The sequence below is a fragment of the Streptomyces sp. NBC_01808 genome, assembly GCF_035917395.1.
GTDB lineage: Bacteria > Actinomycetota > Actinomycetes > Streptomycetales > Streptomycetaceae > Streptomyces.
Genome location: NZ_CP109072.1, coordinates 7178352 through 7202391, shown reverse-complemented (window position 1 = coordinate 7202391; position 24040 = coordinate 7178352). Strand labels below are relative to the sequence as shown.

The following is a 24040-nucleotide window of genomic DNA, read 5'->3' as shown; positions in this document are numbered from 1 at the left end:
CCGGCCGTCGCGTTGCCGGCTGCCGCACGAGGCCGACCGGCGTCGTTGCCGATAAAGGGCCGGATCGCGGGACACCGGGACTGGTCATTCAGGTCAGGCGGATGACGTTCCAGGACATGGGCTCCAGCACGGCCCGCAGGACCCCGTCCGACAGCGCCGTGCCCTCCGCCCCGTGCGGGGTGACACGGTCGGGTTCGGCCGGGGTGTTGCGGGCCTCGGGGTCGGTGTCGGACAGCACGCTGTGCTCGGCGAGGCCGGTCACGTCCATCCCGTGAACGGCGATCTCCACCGGGAGTTCGGCCTGCTGCGCCCGGTTGACCGCGAAGACCGTGACGGCGCCGCTCCCCTCGTCCCGTACCGCCGTCGCGTGCAGCAGCGGGACCTCGCCGTATCGGGCGGTGTCGTACGTCGGCGACTCGGCACGCACCTCAAGGACTGTGCCGCGACCGTGGCGCGCCGCCTGCGCGAAGGGGTGGAACGTGGTCTGCCGCCAGGCGGTGCCGCCCGGCTCCGTCATGATCGGTGCGATGACGTTGACGAGTTGCGCGAGGCAGGCCAGCTTCACCCGGTCCGCGTGCCGCAGCAGCGCGATCAGCAGCGAGCCGACGACGACGGCGTCGGTGACGGTGTAGTTGTCCTCCAGCAGCCGCGGGGCCTCGGCCCACTCCGGCGGGTTCCGGTCGAACTCGGCGTGGAAACGGCGCTGGTACCACACGTTCCACTCGTCGAAGGAGAGGTTGATCCGCTTCTTCGACTTCAGCCGGGCCCGTACGTGGTCGCAGGTGGCGACGACGTTGTCGATGAAGGACTCCATGTCCACGGCCGAGGCCAGGAAGGAGTCGCGGTCGCCGTCCACTTCCTCGTAGTAGGCGTGCAGGGAGATGTAGTCGACCAGGTCGTAGCACTCCGTGAGGACCGTCCTCTCCCACTGGGCGAAGGTCGGCATCGCCTGGTTCGAGCTGCCGCACGCGACCAGTTCCAGGCCCGGGTCGATCTGGCGCATCGCCCGCGCGGTCTCGGCGGCCAGCCGCCCGTACTCCCCCGCGGTCTTGTGGCCCGTCTGCCACGGTCCGTCCATCTCGTTGCCCAGGCACCACAGCCGGATGCCGTACGGCTCCTTGCTCCCGTGCGCGATACGGAGGTCCGCCAACGCGGTGCCCCCGGGGTGGTTGGCGTACTCCTGCAGCTCGATGGCCTCGGCGACGCCCCTGGTGCCGAGGTTGAGTGCCAGCACCGGTTCGCAGCCCGTCTTGCGGAGGAAGTCGGCGTACTCGCGGAGCCCGAACTGGTTGCTCTCCGTGGTCCGCCAGGCCGGGTCGAGGCGGCGCGGCCGGTCCTGCCGGGGGCCGACGCCGTCCTCCCACTTGTAGCCGGAGACGAAGTTGCCGCCTGGGTAGCGGACGGCGGTCACCCCCAGCTCGCGGATGAGGTCCAGGACGTCGGTGCGCAGTCCGGCCGGGTCGGCGGCGGGGTGGCCGGGTTCGTAGAGGCCCGTGTAGACGCACCGGCCGAGGTGCTCGACGAAGGACCCGAACAGCCGCGGGCCGGCCTCCCCCACGGTGAAGGCGGGGTCGAGGGTGAAGCATGCGGTGGCGCTCATGGGTTCCTCTCTGTGGCTGCCCGATTCCGTTCGCTGCACGGCTGGTGTCACTTCCCCGCGAGGCCGGTGTGCGCGACGCCGCGGACGATCTGGCGCTGGAAGACGGCGAAGACCACCAGCAGCGGCAGTCCGGCCATCACCAGGGAGGCCATCACCTGGGAGTAGCGGACGCCGTAACTGGACTGGATGTTGACGAGGCCCACCGGCAGCGTCATGCCGTTCGGGTCGGTGGTGACCAGGAAGGGCCAGAGGAAGTTGTTCCACGTGTGGATGAAGACGAAGATCGAGACCGCGGCGAGGACGGGCCGGGACAGCGGCAGCACGATCGTGAAGAACACGCGCCAGCGCCCGGCGCCGTCGCAGAAGGCCGCCTCCTCCAGCTCGCGCGGCACCCCTTCGAAGAACTTCACCAGGATGAACACCATCGCGGGCACGGCCACCTGCGGCAGGATCACGCCCCAGTAGGTGTCCACCAGGCCGAGCGCCGCCATCTCCGCGAAGAGCGGCGCCATCAGCACCTGCGGCGGCACCATGATGCCGGCGAGTACGACCGCGTAGAGCACCTTCCGGCCGCGGAATTCGGTGCGCGCGAACCCGTACGCCGCCATGGCGCACAGCAGCACGGTCAGCAGGGTGGTCATCACCGAGATGTAGAGGGTGTTGAGCATCCAGCGGGGGATGTCGCCGGCCGCCCACACCTTGTCGTACGCGTCGAAGGTGACGCTGGAGCCGATCCAGGTGAGCGGGGTCTCGACCTCTTCGCCCATGGGCTTGAGCGAGGTTGCCAGGGCGTAGGCGAGCGGCAGCACCCAGGCCGCGGCGAGGACGAGTGCGGCCAGCAGCATGGCGACGCGGCCCCGGGTCCAGCGCGGCCGCCGGCCGCCGCCCCTGGCGCCGGCCGAGGCGGGCGCGGCGGAGGAGACCGGGTCCGGGCGGGAGGTGTCGGCCGCTGCGCTCATGAGGTGCTCTCCTGCCGTGTCCTGCGGGCGAGGTGCAGGTGGATGAGGGAGACGATGACGATCAGGGCGAAGAAGATGTACGAGGCGGCGGAGGCGTAGCCGATCCGGTAGCCGGTGAAGCCCTCCTCGAAGACGTACAGCAGGGTGGTCCTCGTGGCGCCGTCCGGCCCGCCCTGGGTCATGATGTAGACCTGGTCGAAGATCTTGAGCGAGGCCAGCAACTGGAGGATCACCACCACTCCCGTGGTGCGCCGCAGCATCGGCAGGGTGATGTACCACAGGCGCTGCCAGGCGCTCGCACCGTCCAGCTCGGCCGCCTCGTAGAGGTGCTGCGGGATGGACTGCAGCGCCGCGAGGTAGAGCAGGAAGTTGAAGCCCACGGTCCACCAGATCGTGGTGATGACGATGGAGAGCATCGCGTACTGCGGGTCGGTGAGCCAGCCGATGCCCGGGTGCAGGCCGAACTCGGCGAGCACCTGGTCGGCGAGGCCGAAGTCGGCGGGATAGATGATCCACAGCCACAGAAGCCCGACGACGCCGGAAGGCAGCAGATAGGGCGCGAACCAGCTCAGCCGCCACAGCCAGTCCACGAACCGCAGGCCGTGCGCGAGCAGGGCCATCACCAGGCCGAGCAGCACCAGCGGCACCGTGGACAGGAGGGTGAACCAGACGGTCTGCCACAGCGCCTCCCACATGTCGGGGTCGGAGAGCGCCTCGGTGTAGTTGTCGAACCCGACGTACTCGCCGCCGCTGCCGGTGATGTTGTCGCTGGTCAGGCTCATCTTGATGCCGAGCACCACGGGCCAGACCAGGAAGAGGGCGTAGAGGGCGAGGAAGGGCGCGACGAACATCAGCCCGTGCTCGAAGCGGCTGTGCCGGATGGCGGTGCCGCCGGGTACGGGTACGGGCGCGGGGGCGCCGGGTGCGTCGTACGCGGCGGTGGTGTCCCGCTCGGTCCGCGTGGGAGCGGTCATGCCTGATCACCTCCCGGGGCCGGGACGTCGCCGAGCGGACTGGGCGTGTCCAGCAGCTTCTTCAGGCCCGCCGTCGCCTCGGCCAGGGCGCTTTCTGGCGTACGGGACCCCGTGAAGACCCCGGAGAAGATGTGTCCCAGCTCCAGCCACATGAGGGAGGCGGACCCGGCGAACCAGGCGGGCGGGTCGAGTGCGACGTAATCGATCACGTGGCGGTACTCGGACTGCGGCTCCAGCTTCAGGTAGGCGGGCTTGCTGAGCGTGGGGGTGTACGCGGGTATGTGCCCGCCGCGGGCCCAGTCGGCCGAGTGCGTGAGCATCCAGGCGACGAACCGGTGGGCCGCGCGGTTGCGCTCCCCGCCGCGGTCCTCCTGGTGCGGCAGGACGAAGGAGTGGGAGTCGGCCTGGGCGGCCGGGCGGCCGAAGAGGTTCGGCACCGGGGCCATGGAGAACGGCAGCTCGGTCTCCAGATACGTGCTGACCTCCCAGTCGCCGTTGAGGGCCAGGCCCGTCTCGCCCGCGTTGAAGATCCCGACGCTGCCCTGGTAGTCGGCGATGCGGACGGCGAGTCCTTCGTGGGTGAGCATGCGCATGAACTCCAGCACGCGCAGGGCCTTGTCCTCGTCGAGGGTGAGGCGGGTGCCGGTGCCGTCCAGCAGGGTGCCGCCGGTCTGCGCGTAGAAGGTGGCGAAGACCCGGGCCGGGCCTGCCGCGTCGGCGCCGGTGGTCTCCATGACCAGCGGCGGCCGGCCGGTCACCCGGCGGATCGCGCGCAGCGCGTCGACGAACTCGCCGGCGCCTTCCAGGGTCTTGATCCGCCCGTCCGCCCGCAGCAGCCCCGCCTGTTCGCAGATCTCGGTCTGGTAGTAGAGCACGAGGGGGTGGGTGTCGAGCGGTACGGCGTACTGCTTGCCGCCGATCGTGCCGCGGTCCCAGATCTCCGCCGGGAAGTCCCCGGGGCGTACTCCGTACTCGGCGAGCAGGTCGAGGTCGAACGCGTCCAGCAGCTTTCCGGGACCGAAGCCCGGCAGCCGCGCCAGGTGCAGCACCGCTACTTCGGGTGCCCGTCCCCCGGCGCCGGCCATGCCGAGCTTGGTGTAGTACGGCGCCCCCCACTCCAGTTGGGCCGCGTCCAGTGCGATGCCGGAGTGCTCGGCTTCGAACGCGTCGAGCATCGCCTGCATGGTGACGCCGTCACCGCCGCCGAACAGGTGCCAGTAGCGCAGCGGCGTCTTGCCGGACGCCACGGAGGAGGGCGCGGCACAGCTCGCCGCGCCGACCGCGCCCGCACCGGCGAGCGCGACGAGCCCGGCGAGCCCCGCGGCCGAGCCGAGCAGACGCCGACGGCTCGGTGGTGGAACGGAGGGAACGGGCGGAACAGGAGGCGGTGGGGGCATGAACGGCTCCTTGCCGGAGGCGGGTTGGTTCGTAATCTCGAACAACGACCGGCTTTCCGGACGGAACGTAGGCTCGAAGCGTGTCCACGTCAATGCCGGAGCACAGCCAATCCCTCTCGGCCCGCTCTGCGCCCGCCACGCTTCCGCGCCGCACCCGAGCGGCAGACCCCCGGCGCCACCCGCCTCCCCCGCCCCGGGCTTGCGGGGCGGAGGAGGCTCAACTGAAGCTGTGCCGACGGCCGACTCGCGCGCACAGGCCATCAAAATCTGGGAGCGCTCCCGATTGGGGACTTGCCACCGCCTGTCACAACTTCACACAGGGTGGGAGTCAGCGGCAGTACGGCCGCGGTGCCGGCTCGATGTCCCGGAGAGTTGCCGAGGCACCTCGTGCGCGTTGCCGCCCCCCGTGGCCGACCGGCCCGCCGAACCCGGCGCCCGGCCTTACCCGTGGGCCCATCGCTGGTTGGCCCCGCCGGAGCAGGTCTCCAACTGCAGCAGCGCCCCGTTGGCCGTCGAGGAGCCGGCGACGCCCAGGCACAGCCCCGACTGCGCCCCGGTGACCGTGCCGTCGGCATTGACGTTCCACTTCTGGTTGCCTCCTCCGTGGCAGGTCCAGATGATCACCGCCGTGCCCGCACCGGTCCCGGCGCCCTCGGCGTCCAGACACCGGCGTGACGCACCGGCGTAGACTGCCAGTTCGCCGGCCGAGGTGCGGGTCCACTGCTGGTTGGCTCCGCCCCAGCAGTCCCAGATCTGCACCCGGGTGCCCGGTTCGGTCGACTGGTCCGGCACGTCGACGCATTTGTTCGCCCCCACCGCCCGCAGCTCGTCGCCTTCGCCACCACCGCTGCCGGCGTTCAGCGCGTCGAGGACGGCGTGGTACGCCTCCTTCTTCTGGTAGTTGTTGTCGAAGAGCAGCGGGGTCTCGGAGCCGCGCCAGGAGTACCGGTCGGTGATGCCCCACGTGGTGATGCCGGTGCAACGGGCCACGGCCATGCATGCCTCGGTGACCTGCCGGTACACGTTGGCCTGGGCGGAGCCGGAGCCGCCGACGTCCAGCTCGGTGATCTGCACGTCGACGCCGAGGTCGGAGAAGCGCTGCAGGTTCGCCCGGTAGCTGCTCATGTCGGAGTTCGAGCCGAGGTGGCTCTGGAAGCCCACGCAGTCGATCGGCACGCCGCGGTTGAGGAAGTCGGCGGTGGCCGGGGCGGCCGCCTCCGGCGCAGCCCGGGCCCGCGCTCGGAGACATTAAATGTCTGGCGGGAAGGGCGCAAGCTTACTTTCACCAGGCAGGGAAGAATTGCCGAAACATGGCGTCGTAGGCGATGAGTTCAAACAAGCAAATAAGGAGTTATAACGTATTTGAACTGCCGCCATAGAGGATCTTGCGGGCAGAGATCAATCTCCGCCCCCAGCCTCGACGAGCAAGACATCAGATGTATAGCTCTCCCGCTCCTCGATCGCGAGGTCACCACATGAGTCCGACACGCCTGATCCGCGACCTCGGCAGGGCGCTGTTCCGGGCCATGGTCACCCCCGCCGGCCTACGACTCCAGCTCCCCTGACACTGCGGTCACGACCGAAGACCGTGCGATGAGATCGGCCATCGCGCTCTGGAAATCGTCGCGTCGTTGCGGGCTCCATCCGGCGGTCAGCTCGTCGAAGATCCGCTCCTGCCATGCGTGGGCCTCCCGCAAGGCGGTGTGCCCGATGGAAGTGACAGCGGCCTCACGTCTGCGGCCGTCCGATGGTGCCGTGGTCATCGTCACGTAGCCGGCACCAACGGCGCTCTTGATCAGACGCGACGCGCCACTCTGATCGATACCGATCTCATCCGCGACCGCGTTCACCGTCGCAGGCTCGTCACGGCCCACCAGTGCCGCGACGGCCTCCGTCACCAAGACGAGCCGCCCCAGGTCGGCGACAGAAGCGTCGCCAGCGGTTGAACGACGCGACCAGTGCCGCACGAAGGCGAACAGGAGTTGCCCCGGCCCTGGCGCACTCATTCGGTGGCGGCCATCTCACGACAGAGGTACGCCAGGTCCAGCGCCGACCTCAAGTCCGGCAGCCGCAGCGCGGCCGTGACCTTGCCGTCCGCAACGCGGAACACCGTCGCCACCCGGGTCGGGGACTGGTTCTCCGGCCACGTCGCATCTTCCTCGACCACCATCAACCGCTCGCTGACCGGGTGCCACGAGCGCGGCACCAGCCGGATGCCGGACCGCTTCACCCAATCAGCGAACTGGTCCGGCGAGATCGGCCCTGCCCCCTTCGGCCCGAGAACGACGACCGGGTCGCCGACGGACGCCGCCGAGCGACGCAGATCACCAGCGTTCACGCCTGCATGCCACTCGTTGACGGCCTGCTCCACTATTGATTCCACCACCCAAGTGTATGCGAATCGCATACATGTGCCGCGACCCCTGCCCGGTCAGGGCGCAGTCATGACAGGACGATTCCCGTCACGCTCAGGGAAACGGACAGGGCTCCGGCCATCGCCGTGCGGCCGGTCTGCCCCGTCGGCCGTCAGGTGCCGGGCGCGCTGATGCTCTCGGCCATCTCGTCGAGGAAGTCCTGTAATTCCGGTCCCGAGCCCGTCGACGCCGGCAGGAAGCCGGAGAGCACTGCGGTGATCGCAGGCCCCGCCTTGACCGAGCCGCTGCGTATCAACACGATCAGGATGATCCCCATCATCAGTACCACGGACAGTGAGATCGCCACGCCCTCATCACCCCTAAGTCGTCTTTTCGCCGCCCAGGGCACCCACCGCCCGCGCACCCTGGTGGCGTATCGAAGTCGCGCGGGTCGCCGAAGCGAGAGTGTCCGCTGTGGATTTGTGTCGTGCCGGGACCCGTCGGAAGGTGTCCTCGCGACCGGTGCTGCGCTGTATGGCCGACGAGTGCCGCGTTCCAAGTCTGTTGGAAGGCGGCGGCCGGCGGCGCAGGGCCGTGGCCGGAGGCGTACAACGCAGTGGGCATCGGTTTCAGGCACCGCGCTTGTCGGCGAGGACCGGACTCTGGTCATCGGCCGGGGGCGAGGCCGCCTGCGGATCCACGGGGAGATACGCGACGACATCCACGAAGCATTCCTCACCCTCGGATGCGCACTCATCTGCTGGCGACGCCTGAAGTCATTGCGATAAGAGTTCTAACGCACGCTCGCGCCGATCTCCTCGTCGTCCGGGGCTTTCGGGTCCCCGAAGTCGCGGGGCCCGTACGAGCGTGCCGCGCCTGCCGGCCACCCTTCCTGCTGCGCCGGATAGATCCAGAGAGCACCGGCGAAGCCTTCCGTACGCGGGGCGCCGATAGCCAGGTCCGCCTTCCCGTCGCCGTTGGTGTCGCCCATCCGTACGGCGTCGCCGAAGCGGTTGCCTATCGTCTCGCCGCTGTCGCGCGGCGCCTCCGCGGACGAGGACGGCTCCTCGGCAACGCGGGCGCCGCGGCCGGTGAGCCCCTTGGAGCCGCCGTGCAGCACCGTGACGGTGCTCTTCCCCTTCTCCCCTCCCCCGTCGTCCGCCTCGACGGGCGTGCCCACCGCCACGTCGGCATAGCCGTCACCGTTCGCATCGCCCGCGTCCAGGGCTGTACCGAACTGGCTGTGCTCCTCCTTCTCGCCCGGTACGCCAGGTGAATCCTGGTCGAGTTCACTGTGCCGGCCGGGGTCGGGCCCGTGCTGGGAGCCGTGGAAGACCTCGACGGGCCCGGACACCGCGGAGTCGGGTGCGGAGCCCTTCGGGAAGCGGCGCAGGACGAGGTCCGCCTAGCCGTCCGCATCGACGTCCCCGACGGTCGCGGTATCGATGCCGGGCAGACGCTCGGTGTCGGGCTCGCGGAATCCCTCGGGGCCGCCCGCCGCATAGCTGGTCTCGACCTCGCCGCCGCCCATCCCGTCGTCCTCGGTGGCGTGGGAGCTGACCAGGTCGTCGGTACGGTCCCCGTTGAGGTCCGCGGCGAAGGCGCCGACGAGCTGGTCGGTGTTGCCGGGATCGGAGAAGGCGGCCGGGACGGCGGCCGAGCCCGAGGAGGCCCCGTCGCGGCTGAACGGCCCCTTGAGCAGGCCGCGTTCGCTGCCGATCCGTACGACCAGGTCGGTGTGCCCGTCGCCGGTGAAGTCGCCGGCGACGAGAGGATCGTCGCCGTTGGTGCTCTGGTAGTCCTTCGGGGTGCCCTTGAGGTACGTACCGTCCGAGAGCCCCTTCGACGAACCCCAGAGGACGACCAGACCCGCGTGCGTGCCCTCGGTGCCCTTGCCCTGCACACTCACCGAGGCCACCAGGTCCGTATAGCCGTCCGCATCGACGTCACGGGGCACGGTGACGTCGGCGAACGACACGCCCTTGCCTTCCCGCCCCGGGACGCCGGGGCTGTCGAGGTCCAGACGCTGGCGGCGCACCTTCTCCTCGTCGTCGCCGCCCGAGCCGCCCTTGCCGGAGCCGTAGGCCACGGACACCGCGCCACCGAACTCGCCCGTGGCGTGCACATCCTGCACGCCGTCGTCGTCGAAGTCCGCGACGGGCGCGGTCTTCGCCGGGCCGCGGAGAGCTTCGCGGTGCGGCTTCGGCTTCTCTTCAGATCCGCCGAGCACTCCCCACGCGACGGGAACGGCCCCGGTCACGGCAACAGCCACGGCCACGGCCGCGAAGCCGAGGCGGCGGCGCCAACGCCGCGCCCCCGCTCTGCCTTCCGGGCTCTCCGGTCTTCCGGGGCTCTCCGGGCCGTCCGGTGCTGCCGCTTCCGTTCGGCCACCGTGGGGTTCGGGGTCGGCTACGTCGCCGGGCGGGGGCACGAGCACTCCTCCTAATGCCGGTTCAACTGCGGGGGACGCAGGAGTGAACGAGCCGAACTGCCATGCAGTTCCTGCGAGTTGAGCCCGCACCTCGCAAGCCCGCCACGCGTCGTGGTGGGAGCGGCATGTCAGAGAGCGGCACGCATCAGTTCGATCTGCCGGAACCCTCAACCGGTCTCAACTGACCGTTCTTCCGCCACCGGGCCCGTACGGCTCGTCCGTAGATGTTGGTGCCTGCCACGCGGTCCAGCTCGGCCCCCGTCGGCCTGCGGCCCCGTGCTCGCTCGCGTTGTGGACCACATGATCTGCTCAGCAGTGGGCCGAGGCTCCTTCGGACGGGCGGCGTGAGTAGCCGCCGCCTCACCCCGGTCGCTGTGACCGTTGCCGAGTCCTCTGCTCTCCGGGACCGGCTGGGTCCCGGTCGGCTCTCGGGGGCGGGTGCGGTGAGCGAGAAGCTCCACCGAGAGCAGCAGGGCGACCGCGGGGCCACCCGGCAATCAGGATCTCCAGCCAGCCGAGAGTCGGGGCGGCGGAGATGTTGGCGGCCAGTGACACCGCAATCCCCAGTAAGAAAGCAGCCCAGACAACACACCGCATGCGCCGACTGGCGTTTACAACGGCTCACACAATGACCTGGCCTGACCATCCGAACCACTGCTGGACGTACCGTCCACACGTACGACGTGCTGGCGGAGCGGGCACCATTTCTCGTTCACAACACCACCTGCCCTGAAGGTCTCCCGGATTTTTCTGGCGATTCTAGGCTCACTCCCGAGCAAGCCGCAGAGAAAGTTGCTGGGGCTCAGGCAGGGCGTGGGCAAGTACCTGCGCCGCTGGGGTCTGTCGTTCCAGCGGCCGGACAAGCGGGCCGTGGAGCAGGACGCGGAAGCGGTGCGCGTCTGGCATGAGGAGAACTGGCCGGCGATCCGTGCGAAGGCGAAGGCCGAGGGCGGCGAGGTGCTCTTCGCCGACCAGGTCGGCATCCGCTCCGACCAGGTCACCGGCCGCACCTGGGGCGCCAAGGGGTGCACCCCCGTCGTGCGCCGCACAGGCAACCCCTTCTCCGTGAACGCGATGTCCGCGATCAGCACGAAGGGCCGCATGCACTTCATGGTCTTCACCGAGACCTTCGACGCCGACGTCATGTGCCGCGTCCTGGACCGCCTCGCGGGCCACTTCGACCACAAGGTCCACCTCGTCCTGGACGGACACTCCGCTCACCGCTCCCGCAAGGTCCGCGACTGGTTCGACGACCATCCTGACCGGATCGAGCTGCACTTCCTGCCGTCCTACTCGCCCGAGCTGAATCCCGACGAGCTGGTCAACGCCGACCTCAAGCGGAGTCTGCCCATGTACAGCCGCGCGCGTGACCAGGCCCAGCTCGCCGCCGAAACCCGCCGGTTCTTCCACCGCCGCCAACGCCAGCCGCACATCATCCGCGGCTACTTCGGCGGCCCGCATGTTCGCTACATCCTTGAATAGAACCCTTTGAGTTTCGGATCAATAGCAGCAGGAATGTGTGTTCTTCCAGCTCAAGGGCCTGTTCAGGCACTCTTACGACAGATGGAAGGACGGTAGGCCGAACTATCAGCCTGCCTGATCGACGCGCAGAGCGTGAAAGCCAGGTGCGGGTCGACATCGGCTACCGCCAGCACCTCGTCGAGTACGCCGCCGCCCTCGGCATCGACACGGAAATCACTCAACGCAGGCCCGGGATCAGAGGGTTCGCCCCGGCCACCAAGCGGTGGACGGTCAAGCTTATGATCACCTGGCCACGCCGGGCCGCGGCGGCCATGCACAGGGGGAGCCCAGGGAGTCGCAGAGCACCGTCGAGATCTCGCCGAGTGCGCGCAGATGGTCCGCGCCGATCGGGTCAAGTACGAGCCGGCGGACGGCCTCTAGACGAGACCGAGGAGCATCCCGCCGAACGGGACCCAGGGCTCCAGCTCGGTCGGGGCGAGCCAGGACGTGTCGCCGTCCGGGGATGTCTCGTCCGTCCTGGCCGACACCGTAGCCGGTTGACTTGAGACTTCAAGCATGAGCAAGATGGGCCGAGACAGTTGACATCTCAACTACGGAGCAGGTCATGAGTGTGAAGATCGCGATCATCCTGGGTAGCACCCGTCCGGGCCGTAACGGCGAGGCCGTCGCCAAGTGGGCCCAGGAGATCGCGTCTCAGCGCGACGATGCGGAGTTCGAACTCGTCGACATCGCCGATTTCAAGCTGCCGCAACTGGATGAGGCCGTCCCCGCGTCCCTGGGCCAGTACGCGAACGCCCACACCCAGGAGTGGGCGGAGAAAGTCGCCTCCTTCGACGGCTACCTTTTCGTCACCCCCGAGTACAACCACTCGACCTCCGGCGCGCTGAAGAACGCCATCGACTTCGTGTACGGCGAGTGGAACAACAAGGCCGCCGGCTTCGTCAGCTACGGCAGCGTCGGCGGCGCCCGTGCTGTCGAGCACCTGCGTCTGATCATGGCCGAGCTGCAGGTGGCGACCGTACGAGCTCAGGTCACGCTCTCCCTCGCCACGGACTTCGAGAATCATTCGGTGTTCACGCCCGGTGACCACCAGATGACGGCCCTGGACACCACACTCGACCAGCTCGTGAGCTGGACGAAGGCCCTGCGGACGGTCCGCACCGAAGCCTGACCTAGTGTCATGAGTCGTTAATTCGCTGGCAGTATGCGGTGAGGGTGTCGAGGATCTGGTCGGCGGTCTTGGTCCAGACGAACGGCTTGGGGTCTTTGTTCCACTCGTTGATCCATTGCCGGATGTCGCGCTCAAGTTCGGTGACACTCCGATGCGCGGACCTGCGGAGTTTGCGGGTGGTCAGTTCGGCGAACCAGCGCTCGACGAGGTTCAGCCAGGACGCGGAGGTCGGGGTGAAGTGCAGGTGGAAGCGTGGGTGGCGGATCAGCCACTTCTTCACTGCCTCTGTCTTGTGCGTGGCGTAGTTGTCGAGCACCAGGTGCAGGTCGAGGTCCTTGGGGACCGCGGCGTCGATGGTTTTCAGGAAGCGGAGGAACTCCTGGTGGCGGTGGCGGCGGTAGTACTGCGCTATGACCGACCCGGAGGCGATGTCCAGGGCCGCGAACAGACTGGTCGTGCCGTGGCGTACGTAATCGTGCGTCATCCTCGCCGGCGTCGCCGGCGCCATGGGCAGCATCGGCTGGGTGCGGTCCAGCGCCTGGATCTGCGACTTCTCGTCCACCGCGAGGACCAGGGCGTTCTTGGGCGGAGCCAGGTAGATCCCCACGACGTCGCGGACCTTGGTCACGAACTCCGGATCCGTCGACAACTTCCAGGTCTCGACGGCGTGGGGCCTGAGACCGAAGGCCCGCCAGATCCGGGAGACCGCCGACTGCGACATGCCGGTCGCCTGCGCCATCGACCGCGTCGACCAGTGCGAATCCCCCGACGACGGCTTCTCGTCGAGGGTCTTGGCCACCAGGGCCTCGATCTGCTCGTCCGTGACCTTCCGCGGCGGCCCCGGACGCGGCCTGTCCGTCAGACCCTCCAGCCGGTCAGCGACGAAACGGGCCCGCCACTTGCGTACCGTCTCCCGCGAAATGCCCAGGCCATCCGCAACCTGCGCATTCGACAGACCCTCCGCGCAGGCAAGCACGATCCGAGACCGGAGCACCAGCGACGCAGCAGCGGTCCGCTTCCTCACCCAGCCCTTCAACACCCGGAGTTCATCATCGGACAGCACCACCGGCAACGGCTTCGGACCAGGCATCACCCCACCCTACAACCGCCAGCGAAACCACGACTCAGGACACTAGGGTGTTCTGTCCGGGGAAGTTTGTGAACCCTGGGACACGTAGGCGGTGTTCTTGGAGTGAGGGAGGACCTCCGGGTTGGACGTGGGTCACCAGAACCCGCACCACAACACGGAAGGTCCTTCTGTCACACCGTAATGCCCCGCTGAGCCGACTGACCGACTTCGCCTGGCCACCACTGGCTCGCTGAGAACGCCGCGAACATCGAGGTGGGCGGACCCGCTACCGCCCGCAGGCCATTCCCCGAGAATTCTGCTCTTCCGGCGGACACCCTTCCACCGCTCCGGCGGGCTGGCCGCCTCTACTTGTCATGAAGCGGCGGGACGGGGTGCTTGCTCATGACCGACACGCGATTGAACGCATTAATGGTGACCGCCACCCAGATCGCGGCTGAGATCTGGTCTTCGGAGAGAACCTGTCGGGCGGCCTCGAAGGCGGATACCCGGGTCGCGGCGTCTACCGGATCGGTTGTGGCCTCGGCCAGCGCCAGGGCGGCTCGCTCCGAGGGAGTGAACAGTTCGGTGTCCCGCCATGCGCTCAGGATTCCGAGTCGCTGCGGTGATTCACCGGCACGCAGGGCCGCTCTGGTATGCGCGTCGAGGCAGTAGGCGCAGCCGTTGAGTTGCGATACGCGGAGGTTGATGAGTTCCACGGTGGTGCGCTCGAGCCCGGCCTCGGAGGCTGTTGCTCGGACCGCCTCCGAAACCTGCACCAGGGCATGGAAGGCCTTGGGGCTCTGTTTGTCGATGAAGATCCTGCGGGGTGGTGAACTGCGGGTGTGGTCGGTCACGTCGGGGCCTCCTTCGGGCCATACTCGGAGTGGCCCGGCCTTGTGCGAGTGCTGTGGACATGCACCTGACCTGTGGCATTATGGTTGATGTAACAACCAGATTTTATGTGAGGTGCTCTCGATGAGCAACGCGGAAACCGACGCCACGGCTCTACGCGGCGGTGCGCTCGTCGAAGGCGACCGGCCGACAGGAGCCTCCAGGGTCGATGTCCTGTCGGCGCGTGAGGTCCCTCTCGGGGGTCCGCGTGCGATGCGCGTGCGGCGGACGTTGCCCCAGCGGAAGCGCACACTCATCGGCGCCTGGTGCTTCGCCGATCACTACGGCCCGCACCAGGTCGCCGTCTCGGGAGGCATGGACATGCCCCCGCATCCGCACACCGGACTGCAGACAGTGAGCTGGCTGTTCAGCGGAGAGCTCGAACATCGCGACACCCTCGGCACCCACGCCATGGTCCGGCCCGGCGAGATGAACCTCGTGACCGGCGGATACGGCATCGCCCACTCAGAGGTCTCCACCCCGGACACCGCCGTCATCCACGGCGTCCAGTTGTGGGTCGTGCTGCCCGAGGAACACCGCAATACCGCCCGGGACTTCCAGCACTGCGTACCCGAACCCACGCAGGTCGACGGGGCCGAAATCAGGGTCTTCCTGGGCTCGCTCGTCGGCCGGACCTCCCCGGCCCGCGCCTTCACGCCGCTGCTCGGCGCCGAGATCGTCATCGAACCGCACGTGACGCTCACTCTCGCCGTGGACGCGACTTTCGAGCACGGCCTCCTTGTGGACAGCGGGGACGTTCGCCTGATCGACACTGTGCTGCGGCCTGCCGAACTCGGCTACGTCCCTCGCGGCGCGGACACCCTGACGATGATGAACGAGACCGATGTCCCAGCGCGGACCATCCTTCCCGGAGGCCCCCCTTCGGGGAGGAGATCGTCATGTGGTGGAACTTCATCGTCCGCAGCCACGAGGACATGGTGAAGGCCCGCGAGGACTGGGAAGCCTCCTCCGACCGCTTCGGCGTCATCGAGGACTTTCCCGGCGGCCCTCTGCCCGCACCGGCCCTGCCGAACGCCGTCATCACACCGCGCCGGAACCCGCCGACCCGCTGACCTCCCTTACGAAAGGCACACCATGAGCAAGTCCTCCACCACCACGGTCGTCGCGCGTGTGGACTCCGATCGCCGATACGAGATTCTGGTCGACGGCCAACGGGCCGGTCTGACCGCCTACCGTGACCTGGGCGTGCAGCGTGTCTTCTTCCACACGGAGATAGACGAGGCCTTCGCTGGCCAAGGGCTGGGCCCGCAGCTAGTCCAGCAGGCACTCGTCGACGTGCGCGCATCCGGGATGCGGATCGTCTCGGTCTGCCCCTACGTCGCCAAGTTCCTCAAGCGGCACGACGAGTTCGCGGACATCACCGACCCGGTCACGCCCGACGTCCTGCGGTGGCTGAAGGCCCAGCTTGGCTGAGTGACGTTTCTCAGCCTCTTTCATTTCCAGGTTGTTGTTGAGGGCGAGGGTGGCCTTGGTGATGGAGCCGATGCGGCTGGGCTGAGCGCCATTGTCCGGCCTGCCCCATGGTGCCCCACATCAACCCGCTTCACCAAGACCATCTCGCTGAGAAAACCTCACTGTCCTTCTTCAGAGAGCGTCACGGCGTGGCCACAGTTCTCCGGTCCGACCGAGGTGCTTCTGGTGTTCTGTTACGAGTGCTCAAAAAGTCTTGTCGGAGCAGGGGTGGCGGTAAGCACGCGAAGCTGGTCGGCGTCGACATTGGCTCCGAAGGCGGGGGTTCCGGGCTCGAGCCGGACACCCGCTGAAAGGTCGCCGATGGCGAGTGGGTCGAATCCGAGAGTGTCGATGAGCGCAGACACTACGGCGAGATCCTCGGGCGAGTCACCGGCGATCGCGATGGCCTTGCGTCCGAGGCCGCCGGCTGGACGAGCCCCGTCTTCGAGGTCGTGGTAGCCCATGTGGTTGAGGGCTTTCACGACACGTGCGCCGGTCAGGAACCGCTGAACGACTTCGCTCGATGAGGTGTCGGGCGGAAGGATTGCGTCGCGGGGACCATCGACCTCCCACCAGTGGTTCATCGTGTCGATGACCAGCTTTCCCTCCAGCTTCCGGACTGGGAGGTCGCGGTGTTTGCCGAGCGGGAGAGCCAGGACCACCACGTCGGCGGCATCCGCCGCCTGGGCCGGCCACACGGCGGTCGCTCCGGGGGTGAGGATTTTGGCCGTAAGCGCGATCTTGGAGGGGTCACCGGACCCGGAGATCAGGACTCGATAGCCGGCGGCGACCGCCAGGCGCGCCAGGACGGTGCCGACTTTCCCGGCTCCCAGGATCCCGATAGTGGTGACAGGGTTGGTCATCGCGTCGCTCCCGCCGTGGCCGCGGGCTGCTCGGCCAGAAGTTCGCGGACCCGAGGGATGACTTGGGTGCCGTACAGCTCGACCGAACGCAGGCGTGCGGAGGCTGAAACGGTGCCGGCGGCGGAGTAAATCATGTCGAACCGGCCCGCGTTCAGCACCCGGATGGCATGGGCGATCTTGGCCGCGACCGTCTCAACCGAGCCGACATACAGCGACCCGCGGTCCACCTCGGCGTCGAATTCCTCCCGGCGGAGCGGCGGCCAGCCGCGCTGCGCCCCGATCCGGTCGCGGATATCCCTGTACCCAGGGTAGAAGAGCTCCTTGGCTTCTTCGTCAGTGGAGGCAACGAAGCCGGGCGAGTGCATCCCGACCGGCTGTGCGGTCGTGCCGAACTCCTCGCTGGCACGCCGGTACAGCTCCACGTAGGGAGCGAACCGGCCAGGAGAGCCGCCGATGATTGCGAGCATAAGCCCGAAGCCATATTGAGCGGTGCGGAGCACGGAATCCGGTGTCCCGCCAACTCCCACCCAGGTCTTGAGGCGTCCCGAATCGGTCTTCGGATACACGTCTGCATTGCGCAGGGCAGCTCGCGTGGTGCCTTCCCAAGTGACCGGTTTCTCGTCCAGGAGCCGATAGAAAAGATCGATCTTCTCCTCGAACAGCACCTCGTAGTCCTTCAGGTCGTACCCGAAGAGCGGGAACGACTCGGTGAAGGAACCGCGTCCGAGGATCACCTCGGCGCGGCCGTTGGAGAGCGCGTCGACTGTGGCGAACCGCTGGAACACCCGCACCGGGTCGTCCGAGGACAGCACTGTCACGCCCGAGGAGAGCCGGATGCGCTTCGTGGCCGTCGCGATGCCCGCCAGTACCGTCTCAGGGCTGGAGATCGCGTACTCAGGTCGGTGATGCTCGCCCAACGTGACAATATCGATACCGACCTGGTCGGCAAGGACCGCTTCGGTCACCGCGGCGCGGATCGCCTGCGCGTGCGAGACGATCACGCCCTGGTCGTTTCGGGGCCGGTCTCCGAAGCTGTCGATACCGAACTCGATTTGTGAAACATCCGTCGTGTTCACTTCGCTCAACGCTTTCGTTGTGTCGGGGTGTCGGGGTGTCGGGGTGTCGCGGTGCGTGGTTCGTGACGACCGGGCGGGACGTCCGTCCCGGGCGACCTGCGAGAGTTCCCTGCCGCTCAGGTCCCGCGTGTTGTCATCCCCGGCCCGGCAGTTCGCGCCCAGACGGGAGGGAACTTGTTCGCCGAACGGTCGGATGTCCTGCTTCGCCGTCCCCTTGGTCACCCACGCCACCCCCGCCGATCTAGTTGACACGTAAACCATGCCACCCTATGGTTTACACGTCAACTAAATCTGGCGTGGTGGGTGTATCTGCGCATCACCCGTCGGGTCGCCCCCTGTTGACAGCCCGGCGGGGACATCGCGCAGGCAACGCCGGTCCGCAGGACGTACGTGATGCCGGCGAGGGCGGCCCGGACCGAAACGCGAAGCCACCCCGAGACGCCGACCGTCGTTCGGGAAGCGGGCGGCAGCAAGGGGCGCCTCCCGCTCCCACAAGGTCATCAGGAACGAGATCGGCACGCATTGCGGGGACCCTGCCGACCACGATCAGCGAACACAAGACTCGCACCTCGACTCATCCTGAAGCGATCAGCAAACGTGGACGACTTGTCGGTCTCGGCTACTTGGAGGCCCGCCGAGGCGAAAAAGTTCCGTCCCACCGGAAGGGGTCGTCTTCTAGCGCGGAGCGGTCCCATTGTCCGCGCACTGCGGCGGCTTCGTAGGTTGTGTGGAGAAACTCGGCGACAGCGCGGTCAGGGTCGGGCGCGGCGCGGACGGCCTCGTAGGGCAGAAGGAACTGCTTGAACTCAGAACTGAAGTAGGCGCCTTGGGGGCTGACCGGGTAATCGGCGAACCCATCAGGTTCGGGGTAGGCGTAGGCGTAGAAGGCGCCTTCCTCTCCGCCGCCAGGCCAGAACCCACAGCTCGACAGTTCCCGGGAGTAGCCCTCGACCATCACCCAGTCCCCGCAGTTGGGCGCGCCGCCGGGGTGTGCGGGAGCCGACCGCCCGGAGAAACGGGTGCAGGCGAGATCCATCGCTCCCCAGAAGAAGTGCACCGGGCTGACCTTGCCGACGAAGTGCGACCGGAACTCGCCCATTACCCGGTTCGCCTGCAACAGCTGGCGCCAGAATAGGGCAGCCGCTTCACCGTCGTAGGAGGCGTGGTCATGGTCCTCGGAAAAGGGGATCGCCGGCTCGACCTCGTTGGGGTGAGGATGGATCGGGGCATCGATCCCGAGCTCATCGAGCGTGTACAGGATCCGGGTGTAGAACTCGGCGACTGGCATGGGTCGGAGCGGGAACCTTCGCGCACCGCCGTCGCTGCTGCGGACTTCGAGTTGGTGGCCGACGAAGTCGAATTCGATCTCGAAGGCCCCGGCGCGGTACGGAATGGCCGACGTCGTCAACCCACGAGAGCTGACATACAAGGTCACCTGCCACCAGTGGTTGACCAGGGGTGCGTGGGCCATCCGAATCTTGCCCACGATCTGGGTCCACATGTGCAGAGTGTCGCGGGTGGCGGTCCAGTCCGAGACCCGGAGACTCGGCCAGTTCGTCGTTGGTGTGGTCATCGCTTCTCACATCCTTGGCAAAGCTTGAGAGGTTGTCGGTCGCTGCGACACGTAGATATCGATCGGCGGGGAGACGGACCGCCTGGGGAACCGGCGGACCCCGGGGCTGGCCATCCCGGAGCTGTAGGTGGCCTGCGGTATTCGGAGGGCGTTGCCGGAGCGGCAGCCGGCGTCCCAGGCCGAGCGCTGGTTGCCATCGGCCGGGAAGCCACCGGTGCCACGGATCATCGACGTGAGGTGGAGCAGCCTTGTCCGACCGGGCCCACGGCCGCTTCTTCGGTCGAACATCTCGGGCAGTCTTGGACGCAATCGGCGGCATGGAGGCAGCGCCTGGCATCGAAGGTCACCGTGGTCGGCTCCGCCTTGTATGCCTTCTTCTAGGATTCGCCGCTCGTGCCCGCCTCCATCACTGCCGTGCTCGGCTTCTCAGTCACTAACCTTGCGAGCTGAAGGAGGAACGCGACATCCTCCGCAAGGCGGCCCGGCATTTCGCAGGGGAGACGCGCCGGTCGGCGGCGTCATCGAGAATCCGGCTTCGTCGCTGAGTAGGCCCGGGGCGCGGTGCCGGGATTGCTCCCGGTCCGTTTCCCCGGACCTCTCGCCGAACCCGCCGTGCGCCTCTCGACGCAACGGGCTCTCCACGGTCTCTGCCGTCAGACGGTCTCGCAGGTCCATGGGGTGGGGATCGTGTTGCCGCGGTAGCGATACCGGGTGACCGGGATCGCGCTGATCTTCCGCAACTCGATCTCGCCCGCGCTGATCGGCCGCCACCGCCCGGTGGGGGTGGTGAGCCGTCTGCGGACGTCCGTCCAGTTCCAGTGATGCCGCTCTTGCAGCAGCCGGACGACTCGCCACCAGACGAGGTTGTCCAGGCTGCTGAAGGTGCGCTTCGCGACGGCATGCCTGAAGTAGTTGGCCCATCCGTGGGTGACCTGGTTGAGGTTCACCAGGACCACGGCCAAGTCCTGCTGCGACGTTCTGTGGGTGAGGGTACGGATCTTCGCCTTCACCGACCGGAGAGGCCGGTCGGCGATGAAGGTGTAGACGTACCACTTGTCCGTTCCGCGTACGCGGCGCCACTGGATGTGGAACCCCAGGAAGTCGAACCCCTCGCTCAGATGCACCAGCTGGGTTTTGGCTTCCGAGAACCGCAACCCCATCGGTGCGAGGACCTGGGCGACCTCCTCGCGCAGTGCCTCGGCGTCCTGCCTGGTCCCCTTGACCAGGACGACGAAGTCATCCGCGTAGCGGACCAGCCGCCACGAGGGCAGGCCCTTGGCACTCCGCCGTTCACGCCGACCGCTGGTGGACAGCTCCCCGTCCGGCTCCCATGCCCGGTGCAGGTGCTCATCAAGCGCCGACAGGGCGATGTTCGCCAGGAGAGGGGAGACGATGCCCCCTTGCGGCGTGCCGGTGAACGTCTCCTGCTGTTCCCCGAGCTCTGTGAGGAGCCCGGACTTCAGGAACGCCTTCACCAGCGCCAGCACCCGCTTGTCCTTGACCCGGCCCCGGACACGGTCCATCAGCGCGACGTGGTCGAGCTCGTCGAAGCACGCCGCGATGTCCGCGTCCAGCACCCACCGATAGCCGTGGGTGCCATAGAAGTGGATCTCGGCAATCGCGTCCTGGGCCCGCCGCTTGGGGCGGAAACCGTAGGAGACCGGCTTGAAGTCGGCCTCGAAGATCGGCTCCAGCACCAGCTTCAGCGCGGCCTGGACGACCCGGTCGGCGATCACGGGAATCCCCAGCCGCCGAACCTTCCCCGACCCGCCCGGCTTGGGAATCTTGCGCTCCCGCACCGGCAGCGGCCGGAACGAGCCCAGCCTGAGCTGGGCCCGTAGGTCGTCCAGGAACCCCGGGACCCCGAATCGCTTCTCGACGTCGGCGGCCGTCAGGCCGTCCACGCCGGGAGTGCGGGCGCCCCGGTTGCCGGCGACCCGTTCGAACGCCACGATCAGCGTCGCCGGGTCATGCACGAGGTTGAACAGATCATCGAACCGGCGACCAGGATCGGCCACCGACCAACGGTGAAGCTTGGCCTGCATCTCCGATACCCGCTGGCGTGGACCCACCGGGTCCGCCTCCAGCAGAGCACTGCTGTTCAGCGGTGCGTCTTTCGGCATTGCAGCCTCCTTCCCTTCTCGATACCGCTGCCGCCCTTCCCCATGTGCGCGGGCTTTCCCCGGCTCGGAGTACTACGGCGGCTCCGCCCCACCCGGACCGTTCGGCTGTCGATGCACCTATCCCCAACCGGGCACTGGCCGTGCACGACCGGGGAGTTGAGAACGGGTGGTTCCCGTGTTCACTGTGATTCGCTCGTTGGAGTAGGAGCCCGACTGTGTCCCTGCGGCATCGCCACGAGTACGCCGTAGACCTTCCTCGTGGCCTCCCGACCGGCTTCGAAACACCGGCCCAGGAGTTCCCCGCCGCCACCAGGCGACGAGTGCGCACCGCTTCCGGCCCAGATCCGCCAGGTTCGAGCCGGTGTAGTCGTTAAGAGACGTAAAGACGCCGGTTCCTCGCGTACTCCTCTCCATCCCGCTCGCCGGACCCGCACCATCTGGCAGTACTGGCACGTCCCGGCTTTGTCAGGGCCGCTCCCGCCCTCCCCGGCATCACCCGGATCAGGCTGCCCTCAGCTCCACATCCCTGCTACGACAGGTCAGCGGTGAAGGTCTCTCACCTCCACACGAATCACAGCGCCTCACGGCGCAATTCGAAGACGAGCCAGGCGCGAGGGCCGCCGCGATCCTTCCCCCTGTGGCCAGGGCTCCTTCACCCAGCCGGCCACCGCCGCCTCGTTGCGCTCCATCGCGCGGCGGGCCGCGACCTGGCAGCTCCAGCCGCGCCGTCGCAGCAGCGCGGCCACGCCCTGGACGGTGTAGCACTTATGGAGGCGGCGTCCGATGAAGGTCTTGATGCGCGACAGGGTCCAGGTCTGGTCCGGCCAGCCGTGCGCGAGGGCGCCCTTGGCCGGCTCCGCCTCCAGCACGATGAACAACTCGTCGCTCAGCAGCGGCCGTGACGCCGGTCCCTTGGATGCAAGGGCTCGTGTTCCGCCCTGTGACCGGGACCTGCGCCAGCGCTGCACCGACCGCACGCTGATCCGCAAGCAACGGGCGATCACCGCATTGTCATCGCCGGCCCGGAACCGCGCTCGGCCGCCCCGAGTCGCAACCCCTCACGGAAGGCCCGCCGCTGATCGGTCAACCCGACTCCTTGCGCGTACCTCACACAACCGGCATACCGCCGGGAACATGAGGCGCCAGCCCGCAGGACACCCCGCTTTTAAGTTGAGTAGACTGCCCTCATGGAGGTACCACCGCGCTGGCTCAACCCGGAAGAGAAGGCTGCCTGGGACAGCTTCATCCGTATGCAGGAGACGCTCGTCGGACGGCTCTCCCGCCGCATCCAGGCCGACTCCGGGATGTCCGCCTCCGACTACCTCGTGCTCGTCAGCCTCACCGAAAGAAGCGACGGGCGTATGCGCTTCTTGGATCTGGCCAAAAGCGTGGAGTGGGAGAAGAGCCGAATGTCCCATCAGGTCACGCGGATGGCGAAACGCGGGCTCGTGGCCAAGGAAGAATGCCCCGACGACGGACGCGGAGCATTCATCGTCGCCACTCCGGCCGGCCACAAGGCGATCGAAGCGGCCGCACCCCCGCACGTCGAGCACGTCCGCCGACTGTTCATCGATGCCCTGACCCCGAACCAGCTCAGCACACTCTCTCGGATCTCCAAGCGTGTCCTGGACCACATGGAGAAGCAGCCGGACTGACCGGGCGAGGGGACGCGACTGCCTGATCACGGGAGGTCAGCCCTGCGCCGGCACGGCGACGACGTCCTGACGCGCGGGCTACCAGCCGAGTTCGCGACGGACGCGCTCACCGCTGAACCACTGGTCAGGGATCAAAGGCCAAACATCCCGCAGGCCTCCTCAAGGCGCCAGATGGTGCCTCGTGCCAGGAACTCCGGCCGCGCGACAGCCGCCTAGTACTCCAGTACGGTTTCGTGATCCACGGCTGGAGGGTGCGGCAAGTCGTCACGGCGACGTGTCCCTGGAGCGGCAGACGCTGTCGGATGCTGCTCGCATCCACGGTTCCGCTGGCCTGCCGTTGGTTGTGCGTCCCGGGCATCGGAGAACTTCCTGCATGACCACAGGAGTTGAGGAATCCTGGGTGCCCGTGACCGAAAATACGAGTGAAACGGCTCCGGATAGTGAGGTCAGGGCGCTCCTTCGGGTCTTGGACGGGCAGCGCCGCCACGTTCTCGGCATCCTTGACGGGCTCGACGGGGAGGCTCTGCGACGGCCGGTGCTGCCATCCGGATGGCACTGCCTGGGGCTGGTCCAGCACCTCGCGCTGGACGTTGAGCGTTTCTGGTTCCGTGCAGTCGTCACCGGGGACCAGGAGATCATCCGCGGCCTGACGAGCGCCGACGAAGCTTGGAACGTGCCTCCGGAAGCGCGGGCCCTTGACGTGCTCGACGGATACCGGCAGGAGGTAGAGCTCTCCGACGCCATCATCACCACCACCCCTGCTGACGCCGTCCTGGCCTGGTGGCCTCACGACCTGTTCGGCGAACCGCATCTGCACACCCTGCGCGACGTCCTGTTGCACGTCATCACTGAGACTGCATGCCACGCCGGCCATCTCGATGCGGCACGAGAGCTCATCGACGGCCGGCGCTGGTTGGTGCTGACCTAGCACTGCGGTCCAGCTTCATGA

22 protein-coding genes and 2 pseudogenes are annotated in these 24040 nt (G+C 67.8%); 6 read left to right on the top strand and 18 right to left on the bottom strand.

Annotation, left to right across the window (positions count from 1 at the left end; genetic code table 11):
* Positions 1–88: 88 nt before the first annotated feature.
* From arfA to OG946_RS31765, 11 genes and pseudogenes are all read right to left on the bottom strand, one after another.
* A complete protein-coding gene (arfA, locus tag OG946_RS31820; RefSeq protein WP_326799397.1) occupies positions 89–1600 on the bottom strand; it encodes an arabinosylfuranosidase ArfA in 1512 nt (503 codons plus the stop codon).
* 47 nt (positions 1601–1647) lie between these two features.
* Positions 1648–2559, bottom strand: coding sequence for a carbohydrate ABC transporter permease (locus OG946_RS31815; RefSeq protein ID WP_326799396.1), 912 nt, complete (start codon positions 2557–2559; stop codon positions 1648–1650).
* Positions 2556–3533, bottom strand: coding sequence for a carbohydrate ABC transporter permease (locus OG946_RS31810; protein ID WP_326799395.1), 978 nt, complete (start codon positions 3531–3533; stop codon positions 2556–2558). The genes OG946_RS31815 and OG946_RS31810 overlap by 4 nt, the downstream gene beginning before the upstream one ends.
* Positions 3530–4870, bottom strand: coding sequence for an extracellular solute-binding protein (locus tag OG946_RS31805; protein WP_326800427.1), 1341 nt, complete (start codon positions 4868–4870; stop codon positions 3530–3532). Before OG946_RS31805 ends, OG946_RS31810 begins: the two co-directional genes overlap by 4 nt.
* A gap of 501 nt (positions 4871–5371) precedes the next feature.
* Positions 5372–5746: an RICIN domain-containing protein gene (locus tag OG946_RS31800; protein WP_326800426.1), complete on the bottom strand. Its 375-nt coding sequence runs from the start codon at positions 5744–5746 to the stop codon at positions 5372–5374.
* 57 nt (positions 5747–5803) lie between these two features.
* Positions 5804–6118, bottom strand: a pseudogene (locus OG946_RS31795) (endo-1,4-beta-xylanase); the annotation flags it as partial.
* Between the two features lie 356 nt (positions 6119–6474).
* Positions 6475–6936, bottom strand: coding sequence for a MarR family winged helix-turn-helix transcriptional regulator (locus tag OG946_RS31790; RefSeq protein ID WP_326799394.1), 462 nt, complete (start codon positions 6934–6936; stop codon positions 6475–6477).
* Positions 6933–7301: a hypothetical protein gene (locus tag OG946_RS31785; protein ID WP_326799393.1), complete on the bottom strand. Its 369-nt coding sequence runs from the start codon at positions 7299–7301 to the stop codon at positions 6933–6935. The genes OG946_RS31790 and OG946_RS31785 overlap by 4 nt, the downstream gene beginning before the upstream one ends.
* A 155-nt stretch (positions 7302–7456) precedes the next feature.
* Positions 7457–7651: a hypothetical protein gene (locus tag OG946_RS31780; RefSeq protein ID WP_326799392.1), complete on the bottom strand. Its 195-nt coding sequence runs from the start codon at positions 7649–7651 to the stop codon at positions 7457–7459.
* 426 nt (positions 7652–8077) lie between these two features.
* Positions 8078–8638 carry an FG-GAP repeat protein gene (locus OG946_RS31770; RefSeq protein ID WP_326799391.1) on the bottom strand — a complete coding sequence of 187 codons (561 nt, stop codon included), beginning with the start codon at positions 8636–8638 and terminating at the stop codon, positions 8078–8080.
* A 51-nt stretch (positions 8639–8689) separates the two neighbouring features.
* A complete protein-coding gene (locus tag OG946_RS31765; RefSeq protein ID WP_326799390.1) occupies positions 8690–9544 on the bottom strand; it encodes an FG-GAP repeat domain-containing protein in 855 nt (284 codons plus the stop codon).
* A 963-nt stretch (positions 9545–10507) separates the two neighbouring features.
* Here OG946_RS31765 and OG946_RS31760 point away from each other — a divergent pair.
* Together OG946_RS31760 and OG946_RS31750 are read left to right on the top strand one after the other, a co-directional pair.
* Positions 10508–11197 carry an IS630 family transposase gene (locus tag OG946_RS31760; protein ID WP_442814540.1) on the top strand — a complete coding sequence of 230 codons (690 nt, stop codon included), beginning with the start codon at positions 10508–10510 and terminating at the stop codon, positions 11195–11197.
* A 604-nt stretch (positions 11198–11801) separates the two neighbouring features.
* On the top strand, positions 11802–12368 hold the full coding sequence (locus OG946_RS31750) for an NADPH-dependent FMN reductase (protein WP_326799389.1): 567 nt from the start codon (positions 11802–11804) through the stop codon (positions 12366–12368).
* A 7-nt stretch (positions 12369–12375) separates the two neighbouring features.
* On the opposite strand, the gene OG946_RS31745 is transcribed toward OG946_RS31750, so the two are convergent.
* Entirely contained in the window at positions 12376–13458 is a 1083-nt protein-coding gene (locus tag OG946_RS31745; RefSeq protein WP_326799388.1) for an IS630 family transposase, read from the bottom strand.
* Positions 13459–13802: 344 nt separating this feature from the next.
* A complete protein-coding gene (locus OG946_RS31740) occupies positions 13803–14291 on the bottom strand; it encodes a carboxymuconolactone decarboxylase family protein (RefSeq protein ID WP_326799387.1) in 489 nt (162 codons plus the stop codon).
* Positions 14292–14412: 121 nt separating this feature from the next.
* On the opposite strand from OG946_RS31740, the pseudogene OG946_RS31735 reads away from it, so the two are divergent.
* Together OG946_RS31735 and OG946_RS31730 are read left to right on the top strand one after the other, a co-directional pair.
* A pseudogene (locus tag OG946_RS31735) lies at positions 14413–15401 on the top strand (pirin family protein).
* A gap of 22 nt (positions 15402–15423) precedes the next feature.
* Positions 15424–15762, top strand: a complete 339-nt coding sequence (locus tag OG946_RS31730) for a GNAT family N-acetyltransferase (protein ID WP_326799386.1) — start codon at positions 15424–15426, stop codon at positions 15760–15762.
* A 233-nt stretch (positions 15763–15995) separates the two neighbouring features.
* Here OG946_RS31730 and OG946_RS31725 read toward each other — a convergent pair whose 3' ends face one another.
* From OG946_RS31725 to OG946_RS31700, 5 genes are all read right to left on the bottom strand, one after another.
* Positions 15996–16664, bottom strand: coding sequence for an NADPH-dependent F420 reductase (locus OG946_RS31725; protein ID WP_326799385.1), 669 nt, complete (start codon positions 16662–16664; stop codon positions 15996–15998).
* Positions 16661–17740 (bottom strand): LLM class flavin-dependent oxidoreductase, encoded by a 1080-nt coding sequence (locus OG946_RS31720; RefSeq protein WP_326800425.1) that lies wholly within the window; start codon positions 17738–17740, stop codon positions 16661–16663. The genes OG946_RS31725 and OG946_RS31720 overlap by 4 nt, the downstream gene beginning before the upstream one ends.
* Positions 17741–18359: 619 nt before the next feature.
* Positions 18360–19313: a DUF5996 family protein gene (locus tag OG946_RS31715; RefSeq protein WP_326799384.1), complete on the bottom strand. Its 954-nt coding sequence runs from the start codon at positions 19311–19313 to the stop codon at positions 18360–18362.
* 653 nt (positions 19314–19966) lie between these two features.
* On the bottom strand, positions 19967–21436 hold the full coding sequence (gene ltrA / locus OG946_RS31705; protein WP_326799383.1) for a group II intron reverse transcriptase/maturase: 1470 nt from the start codon (positions 21434–21436) through the stop codon (positions 19967–19969).
* Positions 21437–22017: 581 nt separating this feature from the next.
* The gene (locus OG946_RS31700; protein ID WP_326800424.1) at positions 22018–22305 is read right to left on the bottom strand and encodes a helix-turn-helix domain-containing protein; all 288 of its coding nucleotides are present in this window, start codon (positions 22303–22305) and stop codon (positions 22018–22020) included.
* A gap of 318 nt (positions 22306–22623) precedes the next feature.
* Here OG946_RS31700 and OG946_RS31695 point away from each other — a divergent pair, with 318 nt between their 5' ends.
* Positions 22624–23091 (top strand): MarR family winged helix-turn-helix transcriptional regulator, encoded by a 468-nt coding sequence (locus OG946_RS31695; protein WP_326799382.1) that lies wholly within the window; start codon positions 22624–22626, stop codon positions 23089–23091.
* 400 nt (positions 23092–23491) lie between these two features.
* Complete coding sequence (locus OG946_RS31690; protein ID WP_326799381.1) at positions 23492–24019, top strand: DinB family protein; 528 nt, start codon at positions 23492–23494, stop codon at positions 24017–24019.
* The last annotated feature ends 21 nt before the right edge of the window (positions 24020–24040 follow it).

What these genes read in the sequence shown, in the direction of transcription:
- OG946_RS31715 (WP_326799384.1), bottom strand. Translation starts at nt 19,313, where the DNA reads ATGACCACACCAACGACGAACTGGCCGAGTCTCCGGGTCTCGGACTGG.
- OG946_RS31725 (WP_326799385.1), bottom strand. Translation starts at nt 16,664, where the DNA reads ATGACCAACCCTGTCACCACTATCGGGATCCTGGGAGCCGGGAAAGTC.
- OG946_RS31745 (WP_326799388.1), bottom strand. Translation starts at nt 13,458, where the DNA reads ATGCCTGGTCCGAAGCCGTTGCCGGTGGTGCTGTCCGATGATGAACTC.
- arfA (WP_326799397.1), bottom strand. Translation starts at nt 1,600, where the DNA reads ATGAGCGCCACCGCATGCTTCACCCTCGACCCCGCCTTCACCGTGGGG.
- OG946_RS31790 (WP_326799394.1), bottom strand. Translation starts at nt 6,936, where the DNA reads ATGAGTGCGCCAGGGCCGGGGCAACTCCTGTTCGCCTTCGTGCGGCAC.
- OG946_RS31810 (WP_326799395.1), bottom strand. Translation starts at nt 3,533, where the DNA reads ATGACCGCTCCCACGCGGACCGAGCGGGACACCACCGCCGCGTACGAC.
- OG946_RS31730 (WP_326799386.1), top strand. Translation starts at nt 15,424, where the DNA reads ATGAGCAAGTCCTCCACCACCACGGTCGTCGCGCGTGTGGACTCCGAT.
- ltrA (WP_326799383.1), bottom strand. Translation starts at nt 21,436, where the DNA reads ATGCCGAAAGACGCACCGCTGAACAGCAGTGCTCTGCTGGAGGCGGAC.
- OG946_RS31695 (WP_326799382.1), top strand. Translation starts at nt 22,624, where the DNA reads ATGGAGGTACCACCGCGCTGGCTCAACCCGGAAGAGAAGGCTGCCTGG.
- OG946_RS31750 (WP_326799389.1), top strand. Translation starts at nt 11,802, where the DNA reads ATGAGTGTGAAGATCGCGATCATCCTGGGTAGCACCCGTCCGGGCCGT.
- OG946_RS31815 (WP_326799396.1), bottom strand. Translation starts at nt 2,559, where the DNA reads ATGAGCGCAGCGGCCGACACCTCCCGCCCGGACCCGGTCTCCTCCGCC.